The following is a 23,072-nucleotide window of genomic DNA, read 5'->3' as shown; positions in this document are numbered from 1 at the left end:
GGCTCGGACGTTCAGACGGCCTGGTCGGGCCAACTCGGGTCGCGCGAGGCGTTGGCGGTGAGCATCAGCACCACGTGGGCGTCGCCGGCAATGGCATTGCTTTCGCGCAGCTGGCGCAGGGCGTCCAGCCCGGCCGCCGCGCACAGTTCGGCGCTCACGCCGGCCGCCGTGAGCTTTCGCCGGGCCGCGCGGGCCTGGTCGTCGCTCACCACCACCGCACCCCCGCCCGAGGCGACGGCGGCCTGCCACTGCAGGAAAGTCACGGTGGACCCGGCGGTGGAAAACTGCGCCGTGTGGCCGGGATACATGCCGTTGAGCGCGCCGCCGGCAAGCACGCGCGAGAGGCGCGCAAAAGGCTCCACCAGCCAGAGCCGCGGCAAGCGCGAAATACGCCCCGCGGCCAGCAGGTCGCGAAAGCCCGCGTAGATACCCCAGGCCAGATCGCCGCGCGCCGTGGGGATCACGACATGATCGGGCAGCCCGCCCTCGGTCAGGCACTCCAGGGCAATGGACTTGTACCCCTCGATCGCCAGCGGCGCGCTTCCCAACGCCGGCAGGCGGTAATTGGTCAGCGCGAAATAGCCCGGCTGCTGTGAGCGCTCACGCACGAAAGCCCAGCGGCCGGCGTTGTCCGCAAAGATGTGGCGCCGGGCACCCAGGGCGTCGAGCTGCCGCGCATAGGCGGCGGGCAAGCCTTCGTAGGTTGCCACTTCGCAGACGAGGCCCGCAGCCCATGCATAGTGCGCCGCCGAGATCGCGGCATTGCCCGAAGAAGCCAGCACCAACGTGTGGGCGCCGAAGTCCAGCGCCTGAGCCACGCCCACCGCGGTCATGCGGTCCTTGTGGGAGCCCGTGGGGTTGCGCGATTCGTCCTTGATCGCAAGGCGTGCCACGCCGAACTGCCGCGCCAGCTCCGGCATGTCCGCGAGCGGCGTGCGGCCCTCGCCCAGCGTGAAGCCCGGCGTGTAGGGCATGGGCACGGGATTGGCGCTGTCGGGCAGGTAGCTGGCGCGCAATCCGGCGTGAATGCCGATGTTCCTGCAGGCGGGGCAGCCATCGTTCGCCAACGAGAGCGGATAGGGGGTATCGCATCGCAGGCACCGAAAGCCTCGCAGGCGGGGGTTTCTCACCGGGGGCAGCGTGCGGGCGCTGCCCGGCGGGACTGCCGACGGATCGGGATGCGCGGCGCACTTGAAGTCCAGAACGGGCGGAGGGGTGTTCACAGGCGGTCTTGGCGGGGAAGTTGTGCCCAAATCTTAGGCATCTGGAAATAAAATCCTCTAGCTCGAAATACTCAAGCGATAAAAAAACTTATCGATGCGCTTCACCGAAATAGAGACGTTCCGGGCCCTGATGCGCGCCGGCTCCACCCGCAAGGCCGCGGCGCTGCTGCATGTGACGCAACCCGCCATCAGCCAGTCGCTCAAGCGGCTCGAGGCGCAGGCCGGCATGCTCCTGTTCCAGCGCACCGGTGGGCGGCTGGTGCCCACGCCCGAGGCGCGCGCGCTGTGGACCGAGGTGGAGCGCGTTTTCATCGGCATGGAGGCCATCGAGCACCGCATGCGCAGCCTGCGCGACTTCGGCACCAACCAGCTCGAACTCAGTTGCTATCCGGCCTTCGGCCTCGGCTTCATGCCGCGCGCGCTGGAACGCCTGAAGGCGCACCGGGGCGACCGTCCCTGGCCGCAGGTGTCGCTGCAGGTGCTCAGTTCCAAGGACGTGCGCGACCGCGTGGCAAAGGGCGTCTCCGACTTCGGCCTGATGGCCGACGAACTGCCGCTCGAGGGCATCGAGCACTCGACCTTCGCGCGGTTTCCCGGCGTGGTCGTGATGCCGCAAGGCCATGCGCTGGCGCGCTTCAAGCGCATCGAGCCGGAACAACTCGCCGAGGCGCCTTTCCTGGCCCTGAACCCCGAGGACCCTTCGCACCGCGGGCTCGAAACCGCACTTGCCGAACGCGGCGCGACGCTTCGGGTGATGGTGCAAACGCCTTACGCGGCCAGTGTGTGCGAGATGGCCGTGCGCGGCCTGGGCGTGGGACTGGTCAATCCCATCACCGCTCTCGACTACGCGGAACGCGGCCTCGTGGTGCGCCGGCTGTCGGTCGACGTATTCTTTTCCTGCGTGCTGGCCCTGCCCGCGGGCAAGGTGCTTTCCACCACCGCCCGCGACTTTCTTTCGCTCATGCGCCAGCAACTGGCGGAAGACGAGAAGCGCATTCAGCGCTACCTGCGCTGACTCCGCACGGGACCTACTTCCAGGCGAACTCGTGGTTCAGCCCCACGACGAAGCCACGCACGCCCTGCGGTCCCGTCCTGGAAGCGCTGACATCCACGCTGATCAGCGGCGTGAGGCTGAAGCGCCCCCCGATGCGCGAGGTCCAGACACCTGCCGCGCGGCTGCGCTCCGCGATGAGCGAAACCTTGTCGTCGAGCGCCCATTCCGCGGCCAGCCCGCCGCGCGGCGTGCGAGCCCCTGTGCCGGTGGCCCAGTCGGCGCCGAGGTTGACGTGGATCTGCAGGCTGCCGGTCGGCCGCCATGTGACCGGCAGCACGAACTGCCCGCCCGCACGGCCGCCGCGCGTCAGGTCGAACGCGGCACCGAGCGAAAGTGCCGCGCTCAGCGGCGCATCGGCCGCCGGGCCGAAGAAATTCCATTTGAGCTGCGGCCCTGCGACGACCGAGCGCACGCCCTCTGCCGAAAACCGATCCAAGTTCAGTCCCAGCTCGACGGACCCCACACGGCAGGACGGCCCGATGTGCAGCCCGGTGGTCGGCTCGGGGCCGGTGCGGCCCGACCAGGCTTCGTACTGGCATTGGCCCGGATCGAGCGTGCCTGCATCGTCGACATCGAAATGCCCCGCGGCTCGCGCACCCGTGCTCGCAAGGCTGCAGACACCTGCCAGCAGCCAGGCGGCTCGCGGCGGTCGAATCATTTTTGTGCGTTTGTTGTCTTTCATCGCCTGCATCCCCCGATGACCGGGAGATTCTAGGGATGAAGACACGCCTTCAGATCTCGAACTGCGGCTGCAACTCGCGGATTCGCTTGATGGCCACCCCGGCAGCGGCTGTGCGGGTCTCGACGCCGAGCTTCACGTACACCCGCTCCAGGTGCTTCTTGGCCGTGGCGGGACTGCTGCCGAGAATTTCGCCGATGTCCTTGTTGGTCTTGCCCTTCACCACCCAATAGAGCACCTCGGCCTCGCGCGCCGTGAGCTTCAGGCTCAGGCTCATGGCCTCGATCACCGCGGTGTCGGAAACCTCGCGCATGACGATCATCCATTCATCGCCGTCGTCATCCTGGCCGGTCTGCCGATGCAGGCGCAGGCTGAGCCCGGCGGCGCCCTGCACGATGGAAAGCGCCGGCGGCTCGATGCCCTGCTGCCTGGCATCGGGCGCGTGGCGCCGCAGCCACTCGAGCACCACGGGCGGTGTTTCGGGCGCGCGGGTGTCGCAGTAGCGCTGCAGCAGCTCGCGCGCGAGCGCCGTCTGCCAGATCAGCTTGCCCTCGGGCAGGCGTACGGTGATGCTGGCGTAGCCGAAGGCGTCGAGCGCATTGCGCGCCTGGCCGGCCTGCCGCGCATCCTGCCGGGCGCGGCGGGCGCCCTGAAGGTGCACGTTCATGCGGGCCAGCACCTCCTTGGGCTTGATCGGCTTGGTGACGTAGTCGACACCGCCGGCCTCGAGCGCGGCCACCAGGTGCTCGGTTTCGGTGAGCCCGGTCATGAACACGATGGGAATGTGCGCCGTCGCGGCATCGGCCTTGAGCCGGCGCGCCACCTCGAAGCCGTCGATGCCCGGCATCATGGCGTCGAGCAGCACGATGTCGGGGCGCGCCTGCGCGGCACGCTGCAGCGCCTGCTCGCCGTTGGTGGCAATGAGCACGGTGTAGCCCGACTCGTCGAGCGCGTCGTGCAGCACCGCGAGGTTGTCGGGCACGTCGTCGACGATCAGCACCAGGTCGCTGTTGGCGCCTTGTTCGCGCAGCGTTCTTGCGAGCGGAGTGGTTTCCATGGGACTTGTTCTTCAGGCCGCGCTGACTGCGGCGGCAAGCGCACGGCCCATGGCCTCGAACTGGAACTGGCGCGCGAGCACGCGCTGCGCCTCGGTCCAGGCGAGGCATTCGGGTTGTTCGGTGTCGATTTCGTCGAGCTGGTTCATGATGCCGCGAAAATAGCCCAGGCTCACCGCTTCGTCGAGGGCGCGCAGCCTCGACAGCGAAGGCGCCTGCATGGCGCGTGGCGCGGTGGCGGGGGCCGGCTTGGCGGCGGTGTCGGTCCATTGCAGGCCGAGGCGACGTTCGAGCCAGTCGAGCAGTTCCGTATGGCGCACCGGCTTGACGAAGAAATCTTCGGGCGCAATGCCCACGTCATTCTCGAGGCCCTTGTCGAAAGCATTGGCCGACACGATGGCCACGCAGGCATCGGCGAGGCCGAGCTTGCGCGCGCGGCGAATCGTCTCCCAGCCATCGATGCCCGGCATGGCAAGGTCGACGAACATCGCATCGGGCCGGTAGCCGGCCGCGATGAGGTCGAGCGCGTCGTGGCCGCTGGCGGCGGTGCGCAGCTCGAAGCCGAGCGGCGCCAGCACATGGCCGAGCAGGTCGCGGTCGGCCTCCTCGTTGTCGACCACCAGCAGCCGACGGCGAGGGCCTTCGTAGCCGCGCCGCGCGCGCTGCACCGGAGCCGGCCGGCCCGAGGCGCCCGCGGTCTCGTGCACCCGCGGCAGGAAGAGCCGTACGCAGAACAGCGAGCCTTGCCCAGGCGTGCTGCGCACCTTCATCTCGCCGCCCATGAGGTCGGTCAGCATCTTGGCGATGGTGAGGCCCAGCCCCGCGCCGGGCGTGGACGCCGCGGCCGCATCGCCGCGCGCAAAGGGCTCGAAGATGCGTTCGATGTCTTCGGCCGTCATGCCGGGCCCGGTGTCCTCGATCTCGACCGAGGCGAACTCCCGTGCATACGAAAGCCGCAGCGTCACCTCGCCCGCGGCCGTGAACTTGATGGCGTTGCCCAGCAGGTTGATGAGGATCTGGCACACCCGCTTCTCGTCGGCGCGCACCACCTCGGGCAATGCACCCGCCGCCTCGAAGCGAAACCGCAGCCCCTTTTCGGCCGCCTGCAGCTCGAACATGTCGGCCAGCTCGCGCAAGGTGTCGGCAAAGCGCATCGGCCTCGCATGCAACGTGAGCTTGCCGGCCTCGATGTGGGCAATGGCCAGCGTGCCCTCGATGAGCGACAGCAGGTGCTCGCCGCCGCGCTTGATCACCGCCACGGCTTGCTGGCGGTGGGGCGGCACGGACTGGTCTTCGCCCATCAGCTGCGCGTAGCCCAGGATGCTGTTGAGCGGCGTGCGCAGCTCGTGGCTGATGGCGCTGATGTACCGGCTCTTGGCCTGGTTGGCCTGGTCGGCGGCGCGCCGCGCCTGCTCGGCTGCGAGCTTGGCGTGCTCGGCAACTTCGCGCGCCTCATCCGCGGTCTGCTTGGCAGACTGCAGCGCGCGGTCGGTGGCGCGGTGCAACTCGATTTCGCGCATCAGCAGATGGGTCTGGCGGTTTGATTCTTCCTGCGCGACCCTGCGGCTCTGGTGCGCCAGCACCAGCCACCAGGCCACCACGCCCGCGATCACCAGCAGCGCCATGTACGCCTTGAGAAAGCCCGAGCGCAACGCCGACTGCTGCACGCCCGCCAAGGCTTCGGCCAGTTCCGATTGCGACGCCATCTGCAGCACGCCCTCGCCCAATGCGCGCAGCTCCTGCTGGTAGAGCACACCGAACACCACCGCCAGTACCGGCACGATGATCAGCATCAGCAACAGGAAATGGCCCAGCCCGGTGTCGAGATAGCGCCAGCTGAAGCGCGGCAGCAGCCAGCGCAGCGCCGACGACCATTGCGCCGAGAGGCTCGCATGGGGCTTGCACAGGTCGCCGCAGCGCGCATCGAGCGTGCAGCACAGCGAGCAGATCGCGCCCTGGTAGGCCGGGCAATGGGCCATGTCGGGACCTTCGTACTCGCGCTCGCAGATCACGCAGTGCTGCACCTTGAGGCGCTGGTAGCTGCCCTCCGCTGCGTCCTCATGCACGTCGTGCTCGACCCGCGCCCAGCGAACCGCGCGCGGGCCCGCTGCGGGCGCAAAGGCGACCGCGCCATGGGCCACCGAACCTCGCGCCAGGTAGTACTTGCCGCCCGTGGCCCATGCCAGCAGCGGCGACACCACCAGTGCCGTACCGAGCGCGATGAGAGCCGAGAACGCCTGCGCCAGCGGGCCGAAGACGCCGAGATGGGCGGTGATGGACAGCAGCGAGGCCAGCGCCATCGCCCCGACCCCCACCGGGTTGATGTCCCACAGATGCGCCCGCTTGAACTCGATGCCGGGCGGCGACAGGCCCAGCGGCTTGTTGATGACCAGGTCGGCCACCACCGCCATCATCCAGGCGATGGCGATGTTGGCGAAGAGGCCGAGCACGTCGCCCAGCGCCTCGAACACGTTCATCTCCATCAGCATGAAGGCGATGAGCGCGTTGAACACCACCCACACCACGCGTCCCGGATGGCTGTGCGCCACGCGCGAGAAAAAGTTGCTCCAGGCCAGCGAGCCCGCATAGGCGTTGGTCACGTTGATCTTGAGCTGCGAAATCACCACGAACAGCGCGGTCGCAGCCACGGCCCAGCCATAGTTCGGGAATACGTACTCATAGGCCGCAAGGTACATCTGGTTCGGGTCGACCGCGCGCTCGACCGGCACCATGTGCGTGATCGCCAGGTACGCCAAGAGCGCGCCGCCCAGCATCTTGACCACGCCCAGCAGCACCCACCCCGGCCCGCCGGCCAGCACCCCGGCCCACCAGCGCCGGGCGCTCACGGCGGTGCGCGCGGGCATGAAGCGCAGGTAGTCGGCCTGTTCCCCCATCTGGGTGATCAACGCGATGCCGACCGTCAGCGCAGCGCCAAACAGGTGCAGATCGAAACCCTTGGTGCTCGCCTTCGACCCGTTGTAGTGCACGATGCCCGCAAACGCACCAGGATCGCGCACCAGCACAAAGACGAAAGGCACCACCAGCATCACCAGCCAGAGCGGCTGCGTCCACAGTTGAAGCCGGCTGATGGCCGAAACCCCGTGGGTGACCAGCGGAATCACCACCAGCGCGCACACCAGGTAGCCCCAGACCGGCGGCACGCCGAGTGCGAGCTCGAGCGCGTAGGCCATCACCGCCGCCTCGAGCGCGAAGAAGATGAAGGTGAACGACGCGTAGATGAGCGAGGTGAGCGTGGAGCCGATGTAGCCGAAGCCCGCGCCGCGCGTGAGCAGGTCCATGTCGACACCGTAGCGCGCGGCATACACGCTGATCGGCACGCCCGCCAGGAAGATGATGAGCCCCGTGGTCACGATGGCCCAGAACGCATTGGCGAAGCCGTATTGCACCAGCAGAGTGGCGCCCACCGCCTCCAGCACCAGGAACGACGCCGCCCCGAAAGCCGTGTTGGCCACGCGCCATTCGGACCACTTGCGAAAGCGCTGCGGGGTGTAGCGCAGCGCGTAGTCCTCGAGCGTTTCGCTCGCCACCCAGCTGTTGTAGTCGCGCCGCACCTTGACGATGCGCTGGGGCGCGTCGTCGGGGCTGGTGGAAGTCTCGGCGGGGTTCACACCGTTTCGGTGCATCTTTCGTGCCATCCATACGTCGTTTGGCGAACACCGGCATGACTGTTGCAAAGCCGAAGCCTGCCCAATAATGGCCGACCTCCACGCCATCCGATGCCGCTCCCATGGAACTGACCCCGCGCGAAAAAGACAAGCTGCTGATCTTCACCGCAGCATTGCTGGCTGAACGCCGCAAGGCGCGGGGGCTGAAGCTCAACTACCCCGAAGCCGTCGCCCTGATCTCCGCCGCCGTGATGGAAGGCGCCCGCGACGGCAAGAGCGTTGCGGCGCTCATGAGCGAAGGCCGCACCGTGCTCACCCGCGCCGACGTGATGGATGGCATCGCCGAGATGATCCGGACATCCAGGTGGAAGCCACCTTCCCCGACGGCACCAAGCTGGTCACCGTCCACCAGCCCATCGTCTGACTCCCACTCCAGAACAAGAAAGACCTGCCATGCGCCACAACGCTTCCAAGACCCTTGCCCTCGTCGCCCTGCTGCTGCCGTTCGCGGCCAGCGCCCACACCGGTGTCGACGGTGGCGTGCACCACGGCCTCGTCACCGGTTTCATGCACCCGCTCACAGGCGCCGACCATCTGGCGGCCATGGTCGCGGTCGGCCTCTGGAGTGCGCTGGCCGCGCGCCGCGCCTGGCCCGATCTGCTGTGGGCGCCGCTGGCCTTCGCGGGCATGCTGCTCGTGGGCGCGCTGATGGGGCTGGCGGGTGTGCAGTTGCCGGCCGTCGAACCGATGATCGCCGCCTCGCTGCTCGTGCTGGGCCTGCTGGTCGCCGCGCGCATCCACCTGCCGGCCGCGGTGGCCGCGGCGGTGGCCGGCGCGTTCGCCATCTTCCACGGCGTGGCGCACGGCCACGAACTCGCGGGCGAGCAGGGCGCGGCTTTGGCGCTGGCCGGCATGGTCGGCGCCACCGTGCTGCTGCACCTTGCGGGCATCGCGTTCGGGTGGGCGCTGCGCCATGCGAATGCCTGGCTGCCGCGCGTGGCGGGCGCCGCCGTGGTGGCGCTGGGCGCCACGCTGCTCTCGCAGGCCGTCTGAAGAAAGGCGCCGTCCCCATGACCCCCGGCGAACTTTTCACCGACGAGGGCGAGCACACGCTCAACCCTGGCCGCCGCACGCTCACGCTGGTGGTGCAGAACACCGCCGACCGGCCGATCCAGGTCGGATCGCACTATCACTTTGCCGAAACCAATGGCGCGCTCGGCTTCGACCGCGAAGCCGCGCGCGGCATGCGGCTCAACATCGCTTCGGGCGCCGCCGTGCGCTTCGAGCCGGGCCAGCAGCGCACCGTCGAACTGGTCGACTTCTCGGGCGATCGCATCGTCTATGGCTTTCGCGGCCTCGTTCAAGGAAAACTCTAAGCCATGGCAACGATTGGAAGGCGTGCCTACGCCGAAATCTTCGGCCCCACCGTGGGCGACCGGGTCCGCCTCGCGGACACCGACCTGCTGATCGAGGTCGAGGCCGATTACACGCTGCGCGCAGGCGGCTACGGCGAAGAGGTGAAATTCGGCGGCGGCAAGACCATCCGCGACGGCATGGCGCAGTCGCAGCGCACCAGGGCGCAAGGCGCCGTCGACACTGTGCTGACCAACGCGCTGATCCTCGACCACTGGGGCATCGTGAAGGCCGACATCGGCCTGAAGGATGGCCGCATCGCCGCCATCGGCAAGGCCGGCAACCCCGACGTGCAGCCTGGTGTGGACATCGTCATCGGCCCAGGCACCGAGATCATCAGCTGCGAGGGCAACATCGTCACGGCCGGCGGCATCGACAGCCACATCCACTTCATCTGCCCGCAGCAGATCGAGGAAGCGCTCGCGTCCGGCGTGACCACCATGCTCGGCGGCGGCACCGGTCCGGCCACCGGCACCTTCGCGACCACCGCCACGCCCGGCCCGTGGCACATCGAGCGCATGCTGCAGGCTGCCGATGCCTTCCCCATGAACCTGGGCTTCCTGGGCAAGGGCAACGCCAGCCTGCCCGATGCCCTGCACGAGCAGATCGAGGCCGGTGTCATGGGCCTGAAGCTGCACGAAGACTGGGGCACCACGCCCTCGGCCATCAGCAACTGCCTGGACGTGGCCGACGCCACCGACACGCAGGTGGCGATCCACAGCGACACGCTCAACGAATCGGGCTTTGTCGAGAACACCATCGCGGCCGTGGGCGGCCGCTCGATCTGCGCGTTTCACACCGAAGGCGCGGGCGGCGGCCATGCACCCGACATCCTGCGCGTGGTGGGCGAGGAGAACTTCCTCCCCTCTTCCACCAACCCTACCATGCCCTACACCGTGAACACGCTCGACGAACACGTCGACATGCTCATGGTCTGCCACCACCTGGACGCCGGCATTGCCGAGGACCTGGCCTTTGCCGAGTCGCGCATCCGCAAGGAAACCATCGCCGCCGAAGACGTGCTGCATGACCTGGGCGCCATCAGCATGTTCAGCTCCGACAGCCAGGCCATGGGCCGCGTGGGCGAAGTGGTGCTGCGCTGCTGGCAGACCGCGCACAAGATGAAGCTGCAGCGCGGCTGGCTGCCACCAGCGCCCGGTACGGGTGCGAACTCGCTGGACGGCAACGAGCGCAACGACAATTTCCGTGCGAAGCGCTACGTGGCCAAGTACACGATCAACCCCGCCATTGCGCACGGCATCGCACACGAGGTGGGCTCGCTCGAGGTCGGCAAGTGGGCCGACATCGTGATCTGGAAACCCGCCTTCTTCGGCGTGAAGCCTTTCACCCTCATCAAGGGTGGCACCATCGCCATGGCTGCCATGGGCGACCCCAACGCGTCGATCCCCACGCCGCAGCCGGTGCACTACCGCCCGATGTTCGGCAGCTACGGCGGCTCGCTGGCCAAGAGTTCACTCACCTTCGTCTCGCAGGCCGGCCTGGCCGCGGGCATCAAGGAACGCTATGGCCTGGCGAAGCACCTCAGCGCGGTGAAGAACATCCGCAACGTGCGCAAGAAGGACCTGATCCACAACGGCTACACGCCGAAGATGGAAATCGACGCGCAGACCTATGCGGTGCGCGCCGACGGGCATCTGCTGACCTGCGACCCGGCAGTGCAGTTGCCGCTGACGCAGCGGTATTTCCTGTTCTGACGCGGAGCCTGTAGGGCCTTGAAGGGGGAGCAGGCGCCCCCTTGACAGGCTGCGTATCCTCGAAGGTATTCATCCGTCGTTTCACGCCCCTGGGCGTCCCATCCGCACCATGCTCACCGCCAACAAACTCATGCCTCAAGGCCGCGGCCTTGCGGCCGTGCTGCTCAAGCGCGCCGCCACCATCGAACTCGACTGGGACGTGCGCCAGAAAAGCCGTTTCGACGCCACCGATTCGCAGGGCCGGCAGATCGGCGTGTTCCTGCCGCGCGGCACCGCCGTGCGCGGCGGCGACGTGCTGGTGGCCGAAGACGGCTCGCTGGTCCGTGTCATTGCAGCGCCGCAGCCGGTGCTGCGCATCACGCATTGCACGGCCCACGGCACACCGTTCGACCTGACGCGCGCGGCCTATCACCTGGGCAACCGGCATGTTCCGATCGAGCTCAAGCCCGACCACCTGAAGATCGAGCCCGATCACGTGCTGGCCGACATGCTGCGCTCGATGCACCTGATCGTCGTCGCGGTCGAGGAAGCCTTCGAGCCCGAAGGCGGCGCTTATGGGTCGCACGAGCATTCGCACGGGGCCAGCCACAGCCATGACCACGCGCACGAGCATGGACATTCGCATGGCAAGGGCCCCAAGCCCCTCGTGCTTGCACCGGAACTGCTCGACGACCACGCCGGTGCGCACGACCACTCGCACTGAATCCGCCCCGACGATGTCCGACGAAGAGACCGCCGACACACTCGGCGCGCAAAGCCTTTTGCAGCTCATCTGGCTCGCCTCCCCGGCCCTGCCTGTGGGCGGTTTTTCCTATTCGGAGGGTGTGGAGGCGGCAGTGGAATGGGCCGGTGTCGATTCGGAAGCCAAGGCCATCGAATGGCTCTCCGACCAGTTGCACCTGAGCTTCGCGCGCGGCGACCTCGCGCTTGTGGCGCAAGCCATGCCGGCCTGGCGCGCGGGCGACGGGGAGCGCATCCGCGCGCTCAACCGCTGGGTCCTGGCCACGCGCGAATCGGCCGAGTTCTTCCTGCAGACCGAGCAGATGGGCCGCTCCTTCGTCGAGTGGCTCAAGCTGCACCACGCAGACACGGCCGAGGTCTTCGCGGACCTGCCCGCAAGCTACCCCGTGGCCTTCGCCTTCGCGCTGAGCCGCACCGCCGCCACCACACACGACGGCTGCCTGGCCTTCGCCTTCGGCTGGGCCGAGAACATGGTGGCGGCGGCGGTCAAGGCCGTGCCGCTGGGCCAGAGCGCGGGCCAGCGCATCCTGGCGCGGCTGGCGCGCGAAATTCCCGCTGCCACGAACCACGCCATCTCGCTGGGCGAGGATGAACGCCAGGCCTTTGCACCCCTGCTGGCGGTGTTGTCGGCCCGTCATGAAACACAATACTCGCGCCTCTTCAGAAGCTGACCGAACCGGACAACGCCCATGACCTCCGCCCTGCACCACATTCCCCATCGCACCAAGAAACTGCCGCCGTTGCGCGTGGGCATCGGCGGACCGGTCGGCTCGGGCAAGACCACGCTGCTCGAAATGCTTTGCAAGGCGATGCGCGACAAGTACGACCTGATCGCCATCACCAACGACATCTACACCAAGGAAGACCAGCGCCTGCTCACCGTGGCCGGCGCCCTGCCCGCCGAGCGCATCATGGGCGTGGAGACCGGCGGCTGCCCGCACACCGCCATCCGTGAAGACGCGTCGATCAACCTCGAGGCCATCGACCGCATGCTCGAGGACTTTCCCGATGCCGACGTGGTGTTCGTCGAATCGGGCGGCGACAACCTCGCGGCCACCTTCAGCCCCGAGTTGTCGGACCTGACGATCTACGTGATCGACGTGGCGGCAGGCGAGAAGATTCCGCGAAAGGGCGGGCCCGGCATCACCAAGAGCGACCTGTTCGTCATCAACAAGACCGACCTCGCCCCCTATGTCGGCGCGAACCTCGACGTGATGGAGCAGGACACGCAGCGCATGCGCCGGCAGCGCCCCTACGTGATGACCAACCTCAAGACCCACACCGGCGTGGCCGAGGTGGTGGCGTTCATCGAGAAGCGCGGAATGCTCACTGCGGCCTGAGCCGCCGGCTCATAGCTCGCTGCCGTCGCGGACTTGCCGCGCCTTGTAGACGAGCCGCAGGCTCGCGCGGCGCACATCGCGCACGTGCTGCAGGTAGACATCGGCGGCTTCGCTCGTCCATGCCGCATAGGCGGTGCCGGGATCATTCGATGCCAGCTCGCTGCCGAAGGCCCCGCGTCCCCATCGAACCAGTTCGGCAAATGCGGCTGCACCGCCGTCGGGCAAGGCCTGCGCGGACGCAACAAACTCGACGCGCCGCAACTGCGATCCGGCAAAGAAGAAAGTGGGCTCGAACGCCAGCCCCGCCACGGAAACCGGCGCCGCCTGCCAGCTCCCGAGCAGACCGCCCGCGAGCCGCTGTGGCCGCTGCACGCGATGCACCGCGGGCATGGCAGCCTGCAGTTCATCGGACGTCATGCCAAGCCGCACCCCGGGCGGCAAGGCCTGCGCATGCAGCGCCTGCGCGGCGAAGACTGCAGCGCACGCGCCAAGCGCGCAAACGACACGGCCGAAAGAAAACGGGAGAACAACGGATCGCAGCTTCGACATGGGAACGAGAAAACACTGGCGGCCAGGACAGCCGCGAGTATGGCGCGAGCAAAGGCCCGGGGTCCTGCGCCGCATCGCATGTCCCTGCACAGGCCCGCATGAGGGCCCTGCGGTGCCCGGTCCGATCAGCGCGTCGACGGTGTGGCCTGCCCAAGCAGCGGCAGCCGCAGCGTGAGCCCCAGCGCGCCGCCCGCATGCGGCGCCGCGTAGATGCGCCCGCCGTGGCGCCCGGCAATGCGCTCGCACACCCGCGCGCTCGCGGCATGCGCGGCCGCCTGCGTTGCCTCGAGGAACCTCGCGAGCGGCGGGCTCGCGTCGGCCGCATCGAGGTCTCGCCAATGGACCACGGCCTGGCCGCTCTCCACACGCGCCGAAACCTGCAGCGTGGCTCCCGGCGACATCACGTTCGCCGCATACCTGGCTACCTTGGAGAGCAGTTCCTCCAGCTCGGCCTCGATGCCGAACACAGGCACCACCTCGTGTGGAACCCGGATGTCGAAACGGATGGGTCGATCGGAACTGCCCTCCCGACTTGCAGTGCCTTCTTCGAAATCGCGCAGCGAGGCAATGAGCGGCCGAAGGTCCTGCACGCTGCTCTCGCTCATCTTCTGGCGCGCTTCGCGCTTCGCTTCCTCGGCCATTTCACGCGCCAGCCTGCCAGCCTTCACGTTGGAGATGAACAGCGACACGATAAAGGCCAGCACCGCTGCGAGCCCCAGTCCGACGGCCAGGGCGATGCCCAGGCCCAGGTTGGTGGAATACATGGAACCGTCCGCCTTCAATGACCCGGGCCAGCCCGGAACTCCAACTCGCCGCCGGCGCCGCGCTCACAGGTGCCCGACAACGCATCCGCACGGCGGCCGGGCAGCACGGGACGACCGCCTTCGGGCTGGCCCTCGCAAACATTCCATGCCGCCATCGGCGCGGCATGGCCGCCGGCCGGCAACGGCACGGCGCCGTGAAAGCCTGGGTATGGGCCCCTGCCTGGCGGCGGGCCGAAAGGTGGAGGCGGTGGAAGCATGATGCAGCCCGAAAGGACGGCCGCGGCGAGCACGCCCGCCATGTGATGGAATCTGATCATTTGAAACTCACGAACAAGTTCACGAGCGCGTGCGGCGGGGCTGCGCACTGCGCTGCCCCGCCGCACACTGCCTTTGGCGTCAGAACGCGTGGCGGATGCCGAAGTCGTAGCCGGTGGACGAACGCGGCAGGCCCGTGTAGCTGACACCGGCGCTGCCGTAGCCCGTGGTGCTCGCGGCACGCAGGCTGCCGGTGTAGGCCGCGTCGTTGCGGTTGTTCACGCGCGCAATCGTGGCGTACAGGGCCGTGCGCTTCGAGAGGTTGTGCACGTAGCCGAGCGCCAGCTTCTGTGCGCGCGGATCTTCGCCGGTGATGCCGACGGCGCCTTCGTTGTAGCGAACCATAGAGTACGACGCGCGGATGAGGCCAGCGCCCACCGGCATGCTCGCGCCGATCAGGTAGCCGTTGTAGCTGTCGTGGCTGTCGCCGACGGCCAGCTCGAACTTGTTCTTCACGTTCGAGAGTTCTCCGAACAGCTTGACGGGACCGAAGTCGTACGACGCGCCGAGGTTGACGGTCTGCACCTTGCGGGTCAGGGAGGTGGTGTCCACGGCGACGTTCTCACCCATCGACAGCGCGACATCGAACGGCCCGTTCGCATAGCCCAGACGGCCGCCGACGTAACGGCCTGCGCTGCTGCTGGATGCGGCGGTGAGGTCCGTGGCGCTGGTCTTGGTGTTCTCGTTCAGGCTGTATTGCACCTGCCCGTAGAAGCCGCCGAGGTTCGGTGGCAGGAAGTAGCCGACCATGTTGCTGGCGCGCACATAGTTCGCGTTGTTCAGGCCGGTGCTTCCGCTCACGGTGTTGATCACGCTGGAGCCCGAGCCGTTGGTGCCGAACGGATCGAAGACGGTGTCGTTCCAGAACGTGGCGGTGTAGTCGCGGCCCAGCCGCACCTCACCGAAGCCGCCCGAGAGGCTCACGGTGGAACGGCGGTTGAAGGTCGAAACGCCGGTGGCGCCGTCGTCGTTGGTGATCGGCGCTTCGAGCCAGAAGCTCGCTGCAAGCCCGCCGCCGAGGTCTTCGGTGCCACGGAAGCCGATGCGGCTGGAGTTGTACCCCGAGTTGGCGAGGCTCCACTTGCTTTGCTTGGAGCTAAGGCCCGTGGTCGCGTCGCGCGAGGTGGCCGACTGGTAGGTCACGCCGGCATCGACGACGCCGAACAACGTGACGGACGATTGGGCAGAGGCCAGGCCGGTGACGGCCAGCGCGGCGAGTGCCGTGAGGGATTTCTTCATTCAGGTTTCTCCGGTTTTCAGCAGCTCTTCATCGAGCGGCTGGACGGATGGTCCTGTTCAAATTTGGAGGAATCTGGTCGATGCCGCGTGCTTTGCACCGAATGTTGTTTGTGCGCACCCCCAAGCCCTTCAAGCGCACAAGGCTTCTTACCAGAAATCTCCCAAAAGGCAGGCAATGCTCGGCCACCGAAGGAGCCCGACATGACCATTGCATTGCAGAACACCATCGCAGCCTCGCTGGGTGTGCAGCAGCTCACCAGCGCATTCAGCCCGGCCTTTTCCCACCTGCGCATACTTCGCAACCTGATCATTCCCATGCCCGAGGGGAGTCCGGTTCGCACCGCCCAGATCGACGCGGTGCTGGTGTGCGAAACCGGCGTCTACCTGTTCGAGATCAAGGCCTGGCGCAACGCCTTCGTGTACCGCAAGAAATCGGACCAGGCGCCGCCGCGCTGGTTCCTGCGCCTGCAGGGCTGCACGAGGGCGCGCGAAGTAAAGGACCCCGCATGGCAGGGCGGCCGCAAGACCACGCAACTGCGAAGCCTGCTGGCCGACGACCTGCGCCTGCAGTACTTCGTGCTGCTGCCCTGCGAGGGCGTCGAGCTCGAAGGCGTGATGCCGGCCGCGGTGATCACGCAGCAAGACCTGCCCTACATCGCGCGCCTGGTGCGCAACAACGGGCGCACTGCGCGCACCTATCCGCTCCTCGATGCACAGGCCATCGACCGCACCGCGCAGAGGCTGCTCGACATCCAGGGCAGCCTCTCGGTCGAAGACCACGTGCAGAACTGCCGCGAGAGAAGCGAGCAGGTCTCGGTGCGCTGGAATATCGCGAGCTCAAGCAACGCCATGAGTGGCATCGGACTGCAATAGCACGCGCCGCAGGCACGCCCCTGCATGTCGGAGGGAGTCCCAGATTTCTCCGACTTTGGCAGGAACCATGCGGCGATATGAATCCATCCAAGTCCGCAGCCGCCCTTGCTGCAATGCTCACCGCGCTTGCATGCGGCCCGGCCTGGGCCGCCGATCCGTTCACCGTCAGGGACATCCGGCTCGAAGGCCTGCAGCGCGTCGAGCCGGGAACGATCTTCTCGACCCTCGGCATCAAGGCCGGAGACACCTACAGCGACGAGCGCGGCAGCGCGGCCATCCGATCGCTGTTCGAGCTCGGCCTCTTCAAGGACGTGCACATCGACGTCAATGGCAACCTGCTGGTGGTGGTCGTCGAGGAGCGGCCCACCATCGCCGACGTCGATTTCGTCGGCACCAAGGAATTCGACAAAGCCGTGCTGCAGAAGGCGCTGCGCGAAGTGGGCCTGGCCGATGGCCGACCGTACGACAAGGCGCTGGCCGATCGTGCGGAGCAGGAGCTCAAGCGCCAGTACATCAGCCACAGCCTCTACAACGCGCAGGTCATCACCACGGTGACGCCGCTCGAGCGCAACCGCGTGAACCTGACCTTCACCGTGACCGAGGGCGAGTCGGCGCGCATCACGGACGTGCGCGTGGTCGGCGCCAAGGCCTTCAGCGAAAGCACCCTGCTCGACCTGTTCGACCAGGACAAGGGCGGCTGGCTGAGCTGGTACACCAAGTCGAACCAGTATTCGCGCAGCAAGCTCAATGGCGACCTGGAAACGCTGCGCTCCTTCTACATCACGCGCGGCTATCTCGAGTTCCGCGTCGACTCCGCGCAGGTTGCCATATCGCCCGACCGCGAGACGATCACACTCACGGTCAACATCACCGAAGGCGAGAAGTTCGCGGTGGCCGGCATCAAGCTCGACGGTAACTACCTGGGCCGGGAAGACGAGTTCAAGTCGCTCGTGACGATTCGCCCGGGCCAGCCCTACAACGGCGAAGACGTGAGCGCCACCACCAAGGCCTTCACCGATTACTTCGGCACCTTCGGCTACGCGTTCGCGCGCGTGAGGGCGGAACCGGAGATCGACCGCACCAACCGCCGCGTCGTGATGGTGCTGCGGGCCGAACCCTCGCGGCGCGCCTACGTGCGGCGGCTGAACATCGGCGGCAATGCGAGGACGCGCGACGAGGTCATCCGCCGCGAGTTCCGCCAGTACGAAGGTGCCTGGTACGACGGCAACAAGATCAAGCTGTCGCGCGACCGCGTGGACCGCCTGGGCTTCTTCACCGATGTGAATGTCGAAACCACCGAGGTGCCGGGCTCGCCCGACCTGGTCGACCTCACCGTCACCGTCGCCGAAAAGCCGACCGGCTCGCTGCAACTGGGCGCGGGCTATTCGTCGACCGACAAGGTGTCGCTGAGCTTCGGCATCACGCAGGAGAACGTGTTTGGCTCGGGCAACTACCTGGGGCTGCAGGTCAACACGAGCTCGTACAACCGCACCATTTCCCTCACCGCCACCGACCCGTACTTCACGCCGGGCGGCATCTCGCGCACGTTCAACGTGTTCCACAACACCACCCGCCCCTACTACGAGGCGGACGGCAACTACAAGCTCGCGAGCGACGGCGGTTCGGTGCGCTTCGGGCTGCCGCTGGGAGAGCTGGACACGGTCTACCTCGGCATCGGCGTGGAGCGCTACAGCTTCACGCCGGGCACCAACGGCGCCTACACGCTGGTCGACGGCTCTTACGTCTACACCGGCACGCCGCAGGCCTATCTGGACTACTTCCAGTGCACGGGCACCGCACCGAGCGTGGTGTGCGCATCGAAGAACGTGGTGGGCATTCCCGCGACCATCGGCTGGGGTCGCGACGACCGCGACAGCGCGCTGGTGCCCACCAGCGGCCGCCTGCAAACCGCCAACCTCGAGGTGGGCGTGGGCAGCGAGCTGCGCTACCTGAAGACCAGCTACCAGTACCAGCAGTACTTCCCGCTTTCCAAGCAGTACACGCTGGCCATCAACGGCCAGCTTGGCTACGCAAGGGCGCTCGGCGGCACCACGTACCCCATCTTCAAGAACTTCTATGCGGGCGGGCTGGGCTCCATCCGCGGCTTCGAGCAGAACTCGCTGGGGCCGACGGACGCGGTGACGGGCGGCGCGCTCGGCGGCACGCGCAAGGCGATCTTCAACATGGAATTCAGCACGCCCTTTCCGGGCGCGGGCAACGACAAGACGCTGCGGCTCTACACCTTCCTGGACGCAGGCAACGTGTTCGCGGAACGCACCGCGAGCATGACCGACGCGCAGTGGAAGGCCCAGAACCGCCTGCGCGCTTCGGCTGGCCTGGGCATCAGCTGGATCTCCCCGCTCGGTCCGCTGCGCCTGGCCTATGCGGTACCCATCGTCTACCAGAAGCTGGACGAAGCCAACGGCATTGCCGCGGACCGGACCCAGCGCTTCCAGTTCCAGATCGGCACCTCGTTTTGAAGCGGAGCACCCATCCATGAGCCGCATCCTGCTGGTCGAAAAAGGCCGCGACATGGCCGCCTTGCTGCTCGAAGGCCTGCAGCGCGCCGGCCATCACGTCGAGCATATCGACGACGGCGTTGCCGCGCTCGACCGCATCCTCACGTCACCGCCCGCGCTCACGCTGCTCGACACGGCGCTGCCGCGCATCGACGGCCTGCGGGTGCTCGAAGAAGTGCGCTCGCGCAGCGACCATCCGATCATCGTGCTGACGGCGCGCACCCGCGAAGCGGACCTGCTGCGCGGGCTGGACCTCGGTGCCGACGACTATGTGTGCAAGCCTTTTTCACCCCGGGAGGTGGTGGCACGCGTGAACACGGTCCTGCGCCGGCATGCGCAGCGGCGGCGACTGGCCACGCCGTCGCCTTCGGTGGCGTTCGGGGATGCGCCGGGCCGCGTTCAGATCGAGGGCCGGCCAGCTGTGCTCACAGGCCGCGAGCTGCGCCTGTTGCAGACGCTCTCTCGTGAGCCGGGCCGGGTGTTCGCGCGCTCGGCGCTGCTCGAAGCTGCCTTCCCCGACGCACTCGACGTCAACGAACGCGCGGTCGACGGGCACATCAAGAACCTCCGCAAGAAGCTCGCCGCCGCCTCCCCCTCGCACGACTGGATCCGCTCGATCTACGGCGTCGGCTTCGTCTTCGAGGAACGGCCGGCCTGAGGCCCTTTGCACTCCGAGTGCGGGAGGCGGGTCTCTCGGCCTCCGGTGGCCATGATCGGTGCAAGGGTGGAAAGAGCAGAGTTCCCTGCGTCGGCCCTGCCGTCCGCCGCACACCCGCCACGCGCGGCGATCACGATGCCGATCGCCAGCCCGCATGAAACCAGCAAGCCCACGAGGCGCTGCACCATGGGTCTGTTGTCCTGCGGCACCTCGGTGCGGGCGAGCCAGACGGCGCTCACGCGCGCTGGGGCACGATGGCCCGTGTACGCGCCGCATCCCAGCCGGTATAGACGGTGGCAAATGCCACGGTTCCCTCACGGTCGGCCTGCTGGCTGCCGCGGAGGAAGGTGTTGCCCTCGAAGGAGAGCGCGCGGTCTTCGCCCTGCCCGCCGAACCCCGAGTAGCGGCCCTGCGTCGCCTGCGCGGTCAGCGGCAGTACCCGTTGAGCGGCATCGATCGGGGGCGCCACGGCGGATAGACCGGCCGCGCCAACGGCCGCCAGCAGACCCCGGCGTCCGATGGCCTGCGGCTTTCTCGCCTGCGTCATGGCTGCTCCTTCTTTGCCGCGGTGCCGGCCACGGCCGAGCGGGTGGCACGCGCTTCAGCCCAGACCACCACCAGCGCCCACACGTGGGTCACCAGCCAGAAAAGGCCGGTCAGCGCGAACAGCAGCGTGTCCATGCCCGGGTCGGACCAGACCTCCGACCAGGACCACGCGAAGGCCGGCGGCGCGCAATGGGCCGGTCCGGCCCATGCGAGCGCGGAGGCCGCAAGGGCCTGGAAAGTCTTGTTCGGGCGTCGATGCATGCGCGGATTCATGGCATGCATCGTGCGATTCGATTCGGGAGAAATGTGGGAGGAGCGTTCTCCCATATTTCTCCGCAATTCGAAATCAAGATCGGCGGTTTCCCCATGACGCCCCTTAGCCCCGAACGCATGCCGCAGAATGCGGCCATGCATCTCCCGAGCCCATGCCGCGTCTGACGCTTTCCAGGAAGATCTTCCTGGCGCTGGCCGCTCTGCTGATCGTTCTGCTGCTCAGCTTCGCAGGCCTTTCCATCGTTGCACTGCAGCGAGGCCTGGGCTCCTATGTGGCCGAGATCGAGATCCGCCGCATGGACTGGCTCTCCCAGCTGCTGTTGAAGCACTACGCCGCCAACGGCGACTGGAAGAAGCTGCGCGACAACGACGATGCCTGGCACCGCCTGCAGATGGGCCGGCTGGCGGCCGTGCTCGATGGTGCCAGCAGCCCCGACGAACGAAAGCTTCCCCCCTGGTACGAAAACCGCGGGCCGGGCGGCAATGGCCCCGACGGCGGCCCCGAGAACGGCGCCCGCCCACCCCCTCCTGCGCAATCGCCCCAGCTCGACCTGCTGCCCAAGCGGTTCGTGCCGCTGCCGCCGCCATGGTCTTTTCCCGATCCGCGCGAAGCCGCCGACTCGATCTACCAGCGCCTGGCCGTGGTCGACGCGCAAGGCGCGCGCGTGGTCGGCGCGCAGGTCGACCAGGAAAATGCCGCGCGCCTGCCGCTTCGGCACGGCAGGTCGGTCGTCGGCTACCTGATGCTCGCGCCGGTGCAGGGCCTGGAGAGCGAGGCCGACCGCGCCTTTCTCGCGCGCCAGTCGGGCGTGATCGGCCTCACCGGGCTGTGCGGGCTGGTGTTTGCCCTGATGCTGTCATGGCTGCTGGCACGCCGCTGGTTCAGGCCCATCGACGACCTCACGCAGGCGGCGCAGGACGTTGCGCGCGGGCGGCTGTCCACGCGCGTGGCCGTGCAGGGTTCGGACGAACTCGCGCTGCTCGGCAAAACCTTCAACGACATGGCACAGCGCCTCGACACGGTCGAGGCGTCGCGCCGCGCCTGGCTGGCCGACGCGGCGCACGAGCTGCGCACGCCGCTGGCGGCCATGCGCGCCGAAATCGAGGCCCTGCAAGACGGCGTGCGCACCTTCGACGAGCGCACCGCGCTGCGGCTCCATCGGCAGGTGATCCGGCTCGGCCAATTGGTGGACGACCTGCGCAGCAGCATGCGCGAGCCGCAAAGCGACTTGCTCACGACGGCCGTGTTTCCACTCTCGCTGCTGAAGGAAGCGCTCGACCACACGCGCGACCGCTTCGCCGCACGCAGCATTGCCGTGGACCGCAGCGCGATCGACCTGGTCTCGGCGTGGGCGCAGCCGATGATCGACGGCGACGCGCACCGGCTGCACCAGGTGTTCATGAACCTGCTGGAGAACACGCTCGCCTACACCGACGGCGGCGGCCAGCTGCGCATCGGCGTCACGGTCGATGGTGCCTGGTCGGGCAACCGGCTCACGCTGCATTTCGACGACAGCGCGCCGGGCGTTCCCGAGCCGGAAATGCCGCGCCTGTTCGACCGATTGTTCCGTGGGGAATCGTCGCGCAGCCGCGAGCTCGGCGGCTCCGGGCTCGGACTTTCGATCTGCCGCGCGACCATCGAGGCCCACGGCGGCACCATCGATGCCCAGGCGTCCGACCTGGGAGGACTGCGTGTGATTCTCACGCTTCCGCTTTCAAGGAGCGCTTCGCCATGACCCGCATCGTCATCGTCGAGGACGAACTCGACATCGCCTCGGTGGTGCAGGACTACCTGCGCCACGCCGGCTACGAAACCGTGCATTTCGCCGACGGCCAGAGCGCGCTCGAGCACATCATCGCTTCGCCACCCGACCTCACGCTGCTGGACATCATGCTGCCCCGGCTCGACGGCATCGAGGTGCTGCGCCGCGCGCGCGAACACACCAGCCATCCGATCATCATGCTCACCGCGCGCATCGAGGAGGTCGACCGCCTGCTCGGGCTGGAGCTTGGCGCCGACGACTATGTGTGCAAGCCTTTCTCCCCGCGCGAGCTGGTGGCGCGCGTGCGCGCCGTGCTGCGGCGCACCGTGCCGCCGGATGATCGCGACCAGTCCCGGCAGGGCACGCCGGGCCTCGTGCTGGACGACGTGCACTGGCGCGCTTCGCTCGAAGGAACGCCGCTCAACCTCACCCGGCGCGAGTTCGGATTGCTCCAGGTGCTGTCGCGGCACCCGGGCCGCATCTTCTCGCGCGCGCGCCTGCTCGAGCTGGCCTACGACGACACCATGGACGTGACCGAACGCGCCATCGACAGCCACGTCAAGAACCTGCGGCGCAAGCTCGGCGCCGTCACGCCGTCGCACGACTGGATCCGCTCGGTCTACGGCGTGGGGTTTGCCTGGGAGGCGCCGGTGCAGGGCTGAGCGATCTCGCTGCGATTAGAGGCCGCAGCCAAGCTACTTTGCTTGAAGGGGAGACGCTCCGTGCC

The 23,072-nt window shown here is 67.7% G+C and carries 21 protein-coding genes and 1 pseudogene; 13 read left to right on the top strand and 9 right to left on the bottom strand.

Features of this window, described 5'->3' with window-relative positions; all coding sequences use genetic code 11:
* Nucleotides 1-11: 11 nt before the first annotated feature.
* Entirely contained in the window at nt 12-1,223 is a 1,212-nt protein-coding gene (locus tag ACAM55_RS04435; protein ID WP_369654850.1) for a pyridoxal-phosphate dependent enzyme, read from the bottom strand.
* Nucleotides 1,224-1,317: 94 nt separating this feature from the next.
* Here ACAM55_RS04435 and ACAM55_RS04430 point away from each other — a divergent pair, with 94 nt between their 5' ends.
* Nucleotides 1,318-2,238: a LysR substrate-binding domain-containing protein gene (locus tag ACAM55_RS04430; RefSeq protein WP_369654849.1), complete on the top strand. Its 921-nt coding sequence runs from the start codon at nt 1,318-1,320 to the stop codon at nt 2,236-2,238.
* A 13-nt stretch (nt 2,239-2,251) separates the two neighbouring features.
* Here ACAM55_RS04430 and ACAM55_RS04425 read toward each other — a convergent pair whose 3' ends face one another.
* The 3 genes from ACAM55_RS04425 to ACAM55_RS04415 form a co-directional block, all read right to left on the bottom strand.
* A complete protein-coding gene (locus tag ACAM55_RS04425; RefSeq protein WP_369654848.1) occupies nt 2,252-2,935 on the bottom strand; it encodes a hypothetical protein in 684 nt (227 codons plus the stop codon).
* A 73-nt stretch (nt 2,936-3,008) separates the two neighbouring features.
* Nucleotides 3,009-4,013, bottom strand: coding sequence for a response regulator transcription factor (locus tag ACAM55_RS04420; protein WP_369654847.1), 1,005 nt, complete (start codon nt 4,011-4,013; stop codon nt 3,009-3,011).
* Between the two features lie 12 nt (nt 4,014-4,025).
* Nucleotides 4,026-7,655 (bottom strand): ATP-binding protein, encoded by a 3,630-nt coding sequence (locus ACAM55_RS04415; RefSeq protein ID WP_369654846.1) that lies wholly within the window; start codon nt 7,653-7,655, stop codon nt 4,026-4,028.
* Between the two features lie 104 nt (nt 7,656-7,759).
* On the opposite strand from ACAM55_RS04415, the pseudogene ACAM55_RS04410 reads away from it, so the two are divergent.
* From ACAM55_RS04410 to ureG, 7 genes and pseudogenes are all read left to right on the top strand, one after another.
* Nucleotides 7,760-8,061: pseudogene (locus ACAM55_RS04410) on the top strand (urease subunit gamma).
* 29 nt (nt 8,062-8,090) lie between these two features.
* Nucleotides 8,091-8,690, top strand: coding sequence for a HupE/UreJ family protein (locus tag ACAM55_RS04405; RefSeq protein WP_369654845.1), 600 nt, complete (start codon nt 8,091-8,093; stop codon nt 8,688-8,690).
* Nucleotides 8,691-8,707: 17 nt separating this feature from the next.
* Nucleotides 8,708-9,013 carry an urease subunit beta gene (locus tag ACAM55_RS04400; protein WP_369654844.1) on the top strand — a complete coding sequence of 102 codons (306 nt, stop codon included), beginning with the start codon at nt 8,708-8,710 and terminating at the stop codon, nt 9,011-9,013.
* Between the two features lie 3 nt (nt 9,014-9,016).
* Nucleotides 9,017-10,765, top strand: a complete 1,749-nt coding sequence (ureC, locus tag ACAM55_RS04395) for an urease subunit alpha (protein WP_369654843.1) — start codon at nt 9,017-9,019, stop codon at nt 10,763-10,765.
* 109 nt (nt 10,766-10,874) lie between these two features.
* Nucleotides 10,875-11,468: an urease accessory protein UreE gene (gene ureE / locus ACAM55_RS04390; RefSeq protein ID WP_369654842.1), complete on the top strand. Its 594-nt coding sequence runs from the start codon at nt 10,875-10,877 to the stop codon at nt 11,466-11,468.
* A 13-nt stretch (nt 11,469-11,481) separates the two neighbouring features.
* The gene (locus tag ACAM55_RS04385) at nt 11,482-12,177 is read left to right on the top strand and encodes an urease accessory protein UreF (protein ID WP_369654841.1); all 696 of its coding nucleotides are present in this window, start codon (nt 11,482-11,484) and stop codon (nt 12,175-12,177) included.
* An 18-nt stretch (nt 12,178-12,195) separates the two neighbouring features.
* Complete coding sequence (gene ureG / locus ACAM55_RS04380) at nt 12,196-12,846, top strand: urease accessory protein UreG (RefSeq protein ID WP_369654840.1); 651 nt, start codon at nt 12,196-12,198, stop codon at nt 12,844-12,846.
* Between the two features lie 9 nt (nt 12,847-12,855).
* Here the strand turns inward: ureG and ACAM55_RS04375 are convergent, their stop codons facing one another.
* The 3 genes from ACAM55_RS04375 to ACAM55_RS04365 all read right to left on the bottom strand — a co-directional run bounded on the left by ACAM55_RS04375 (nt 12,856) and on the right by ACAM55_RS04365 (nt 15,713).
* The gene (locus ACAM55_RS04375) at nt 12,856-13,395 is read right to left on the bottom strand and encodes a hypothetical protein (RefSeq protein WP_369654839.1); all 540 of its coding nucleotides are present in this window, start codon (nt 13,393-13,395) and stop codon (nt 12,856-12,858) included.
* Nucleotides 13,396-13,520: 125 nt separating this feature from the next.
* The gene (locus ACAM55_RS04370; RefSeq protein WP_369654838.1) at nt 13,521-14,159 is read right to left on the bottom strand and encodes an ATP-binding protein; all 639 of its coding nucleotides are present in this window, start codon (nt 14,157-14,159) and stop codon (nt 13,521-13,523) included.
* Nucleotides 14,160-14,555: 396 nt separating this feature from the next.
* Entirely contained in the window at nt 14,556-15,713 is a 1,158-nt protein-coding gene (locus ACAM55_RS04365; protein ID WP_369654837.1) for a porin, read from the bottom strand.
* Between the two features lie 201 nt (nt 15,714-15,914).
* Here ACAM55_RS04365 and ACAM55_RS04360 point away from each other — a divergent pair, with 201 nt between their 5' ends.
* The 3 genes from ACAM55_RS04360 to ACAM55_RS04350 all read left to right on the top strand — a co-directional run bounded on the left by ACAM55_RS04360 (nt 15,915) and on the right by ACAM55_RS04350 (nt 19,763).
* Entirely contained in the window at nt 15,915-16,586 is a 672-nt protein-coding gene (locus ACAM55_RS04360) for a nuclease-related domain-containing protein (RefSeq protein ID WP_369654836.1), read from the top strand.
* Between the two features lie 77 nt (nt 16,587-16,663).
* Entirely contained in the window at nt 16,664-19,066 is a 2,403-nt protein-coding gene (bamA, locus tag ACAM55_RS04355; RefSeq protein WP_369654835.1) for an outer membrane protein assembly factor BamA, read from the top strand.
* Nucleotides 19,067-19,082: 16 nt separating this feature from the next.
* Complete coding sequence (locus tag ACAM55_RS04350) at nt 19,083-19,763, top strand: response regulator (protein ID WP_369654834.1); 681 nt, start codon at nt 19,083-19,085, stop codon at nt 19,761-19,763.
* Nucleotides 19,764-19,998: 235 nt separating this feature from the next.
* On the opposite strand, the gene ACAM55_RS04345 is transcribed toward ACAM55_RS04350, so the two are convergent.
* On the bottom strand, nt 19,999-20,310 hold the full coding sequence (locus ACAM55_RS04345; protein WP_369654833.1) for a hypothetical protein: 312 nt from the start codon (nt 20,308-20,310) through the stop codon (nt 19,999-20,001).
* Nucleotides 20,307-20,570 carry a hypothetical protein gene (locus tag ACAM55_RS04340; RefSeq protein ID WP_369654832.1) on the bottom strand — a complete coding sequence of 88 codons (264 nt, stop codon included), beginning with the start codon at nt 20,568-20,570 and terminating at the stop codon, nt 20,307-20,309. Before ACAM55_RS04340 ends, ACAM55_RS04345 begins: the two co-directional genes overlap by 4 nt.
* Nucleotides 20,571-20,734: 164 nt before the next feature.
* Here ACAM55_RS04340 and ACAM55_RS04335 point away from each other — a divergent pair, with 164 nt between their 5' ends.
* Together ACAM55_RS04335 and ACAM55_RS04330 are read left to right on the top strand one after the other, a co-directional pair.
* Entirely contained in the window at nt 20,735-22,318 is a 1,584-nt protein-coding gene (locus tag ACAM55_RS04335; protein ID WP_369654831.1) for an ATP-binding protein, read from the top strand.
* Nucleotides 22,315-23,007: a response regulator gene (locus ACAM55_RS04330; RefSeq protein ID WP_369654830.1), complete on the top strand. Its 693-nt coding sequence runs from the start codon at nt 22,315-22,317 to the stop codon at nt 23,005-23,007. Before ACAM55_RS04335 ends, ACAM55_RS04330 begins: the two co-directional genes overlap by 4 nt.
* The last annotated feature ends 65 nt before the right edge of the window (nt 23,008-23,072 follow it).

The organism is Variovorax sp. V213 (genome assembly GCF_041154455.1).
Lineage (GTDB): Bacteria > Pseudomonadota > Gammaproteobacteria > Burkholderiales > Burkholderiaceae_C > Variovorax.
The sequence above is the reverse complement of the archived record's forward strand: the minus strand, read 5'-3'. Positions and strand labels throughout refer to the sequence as shown.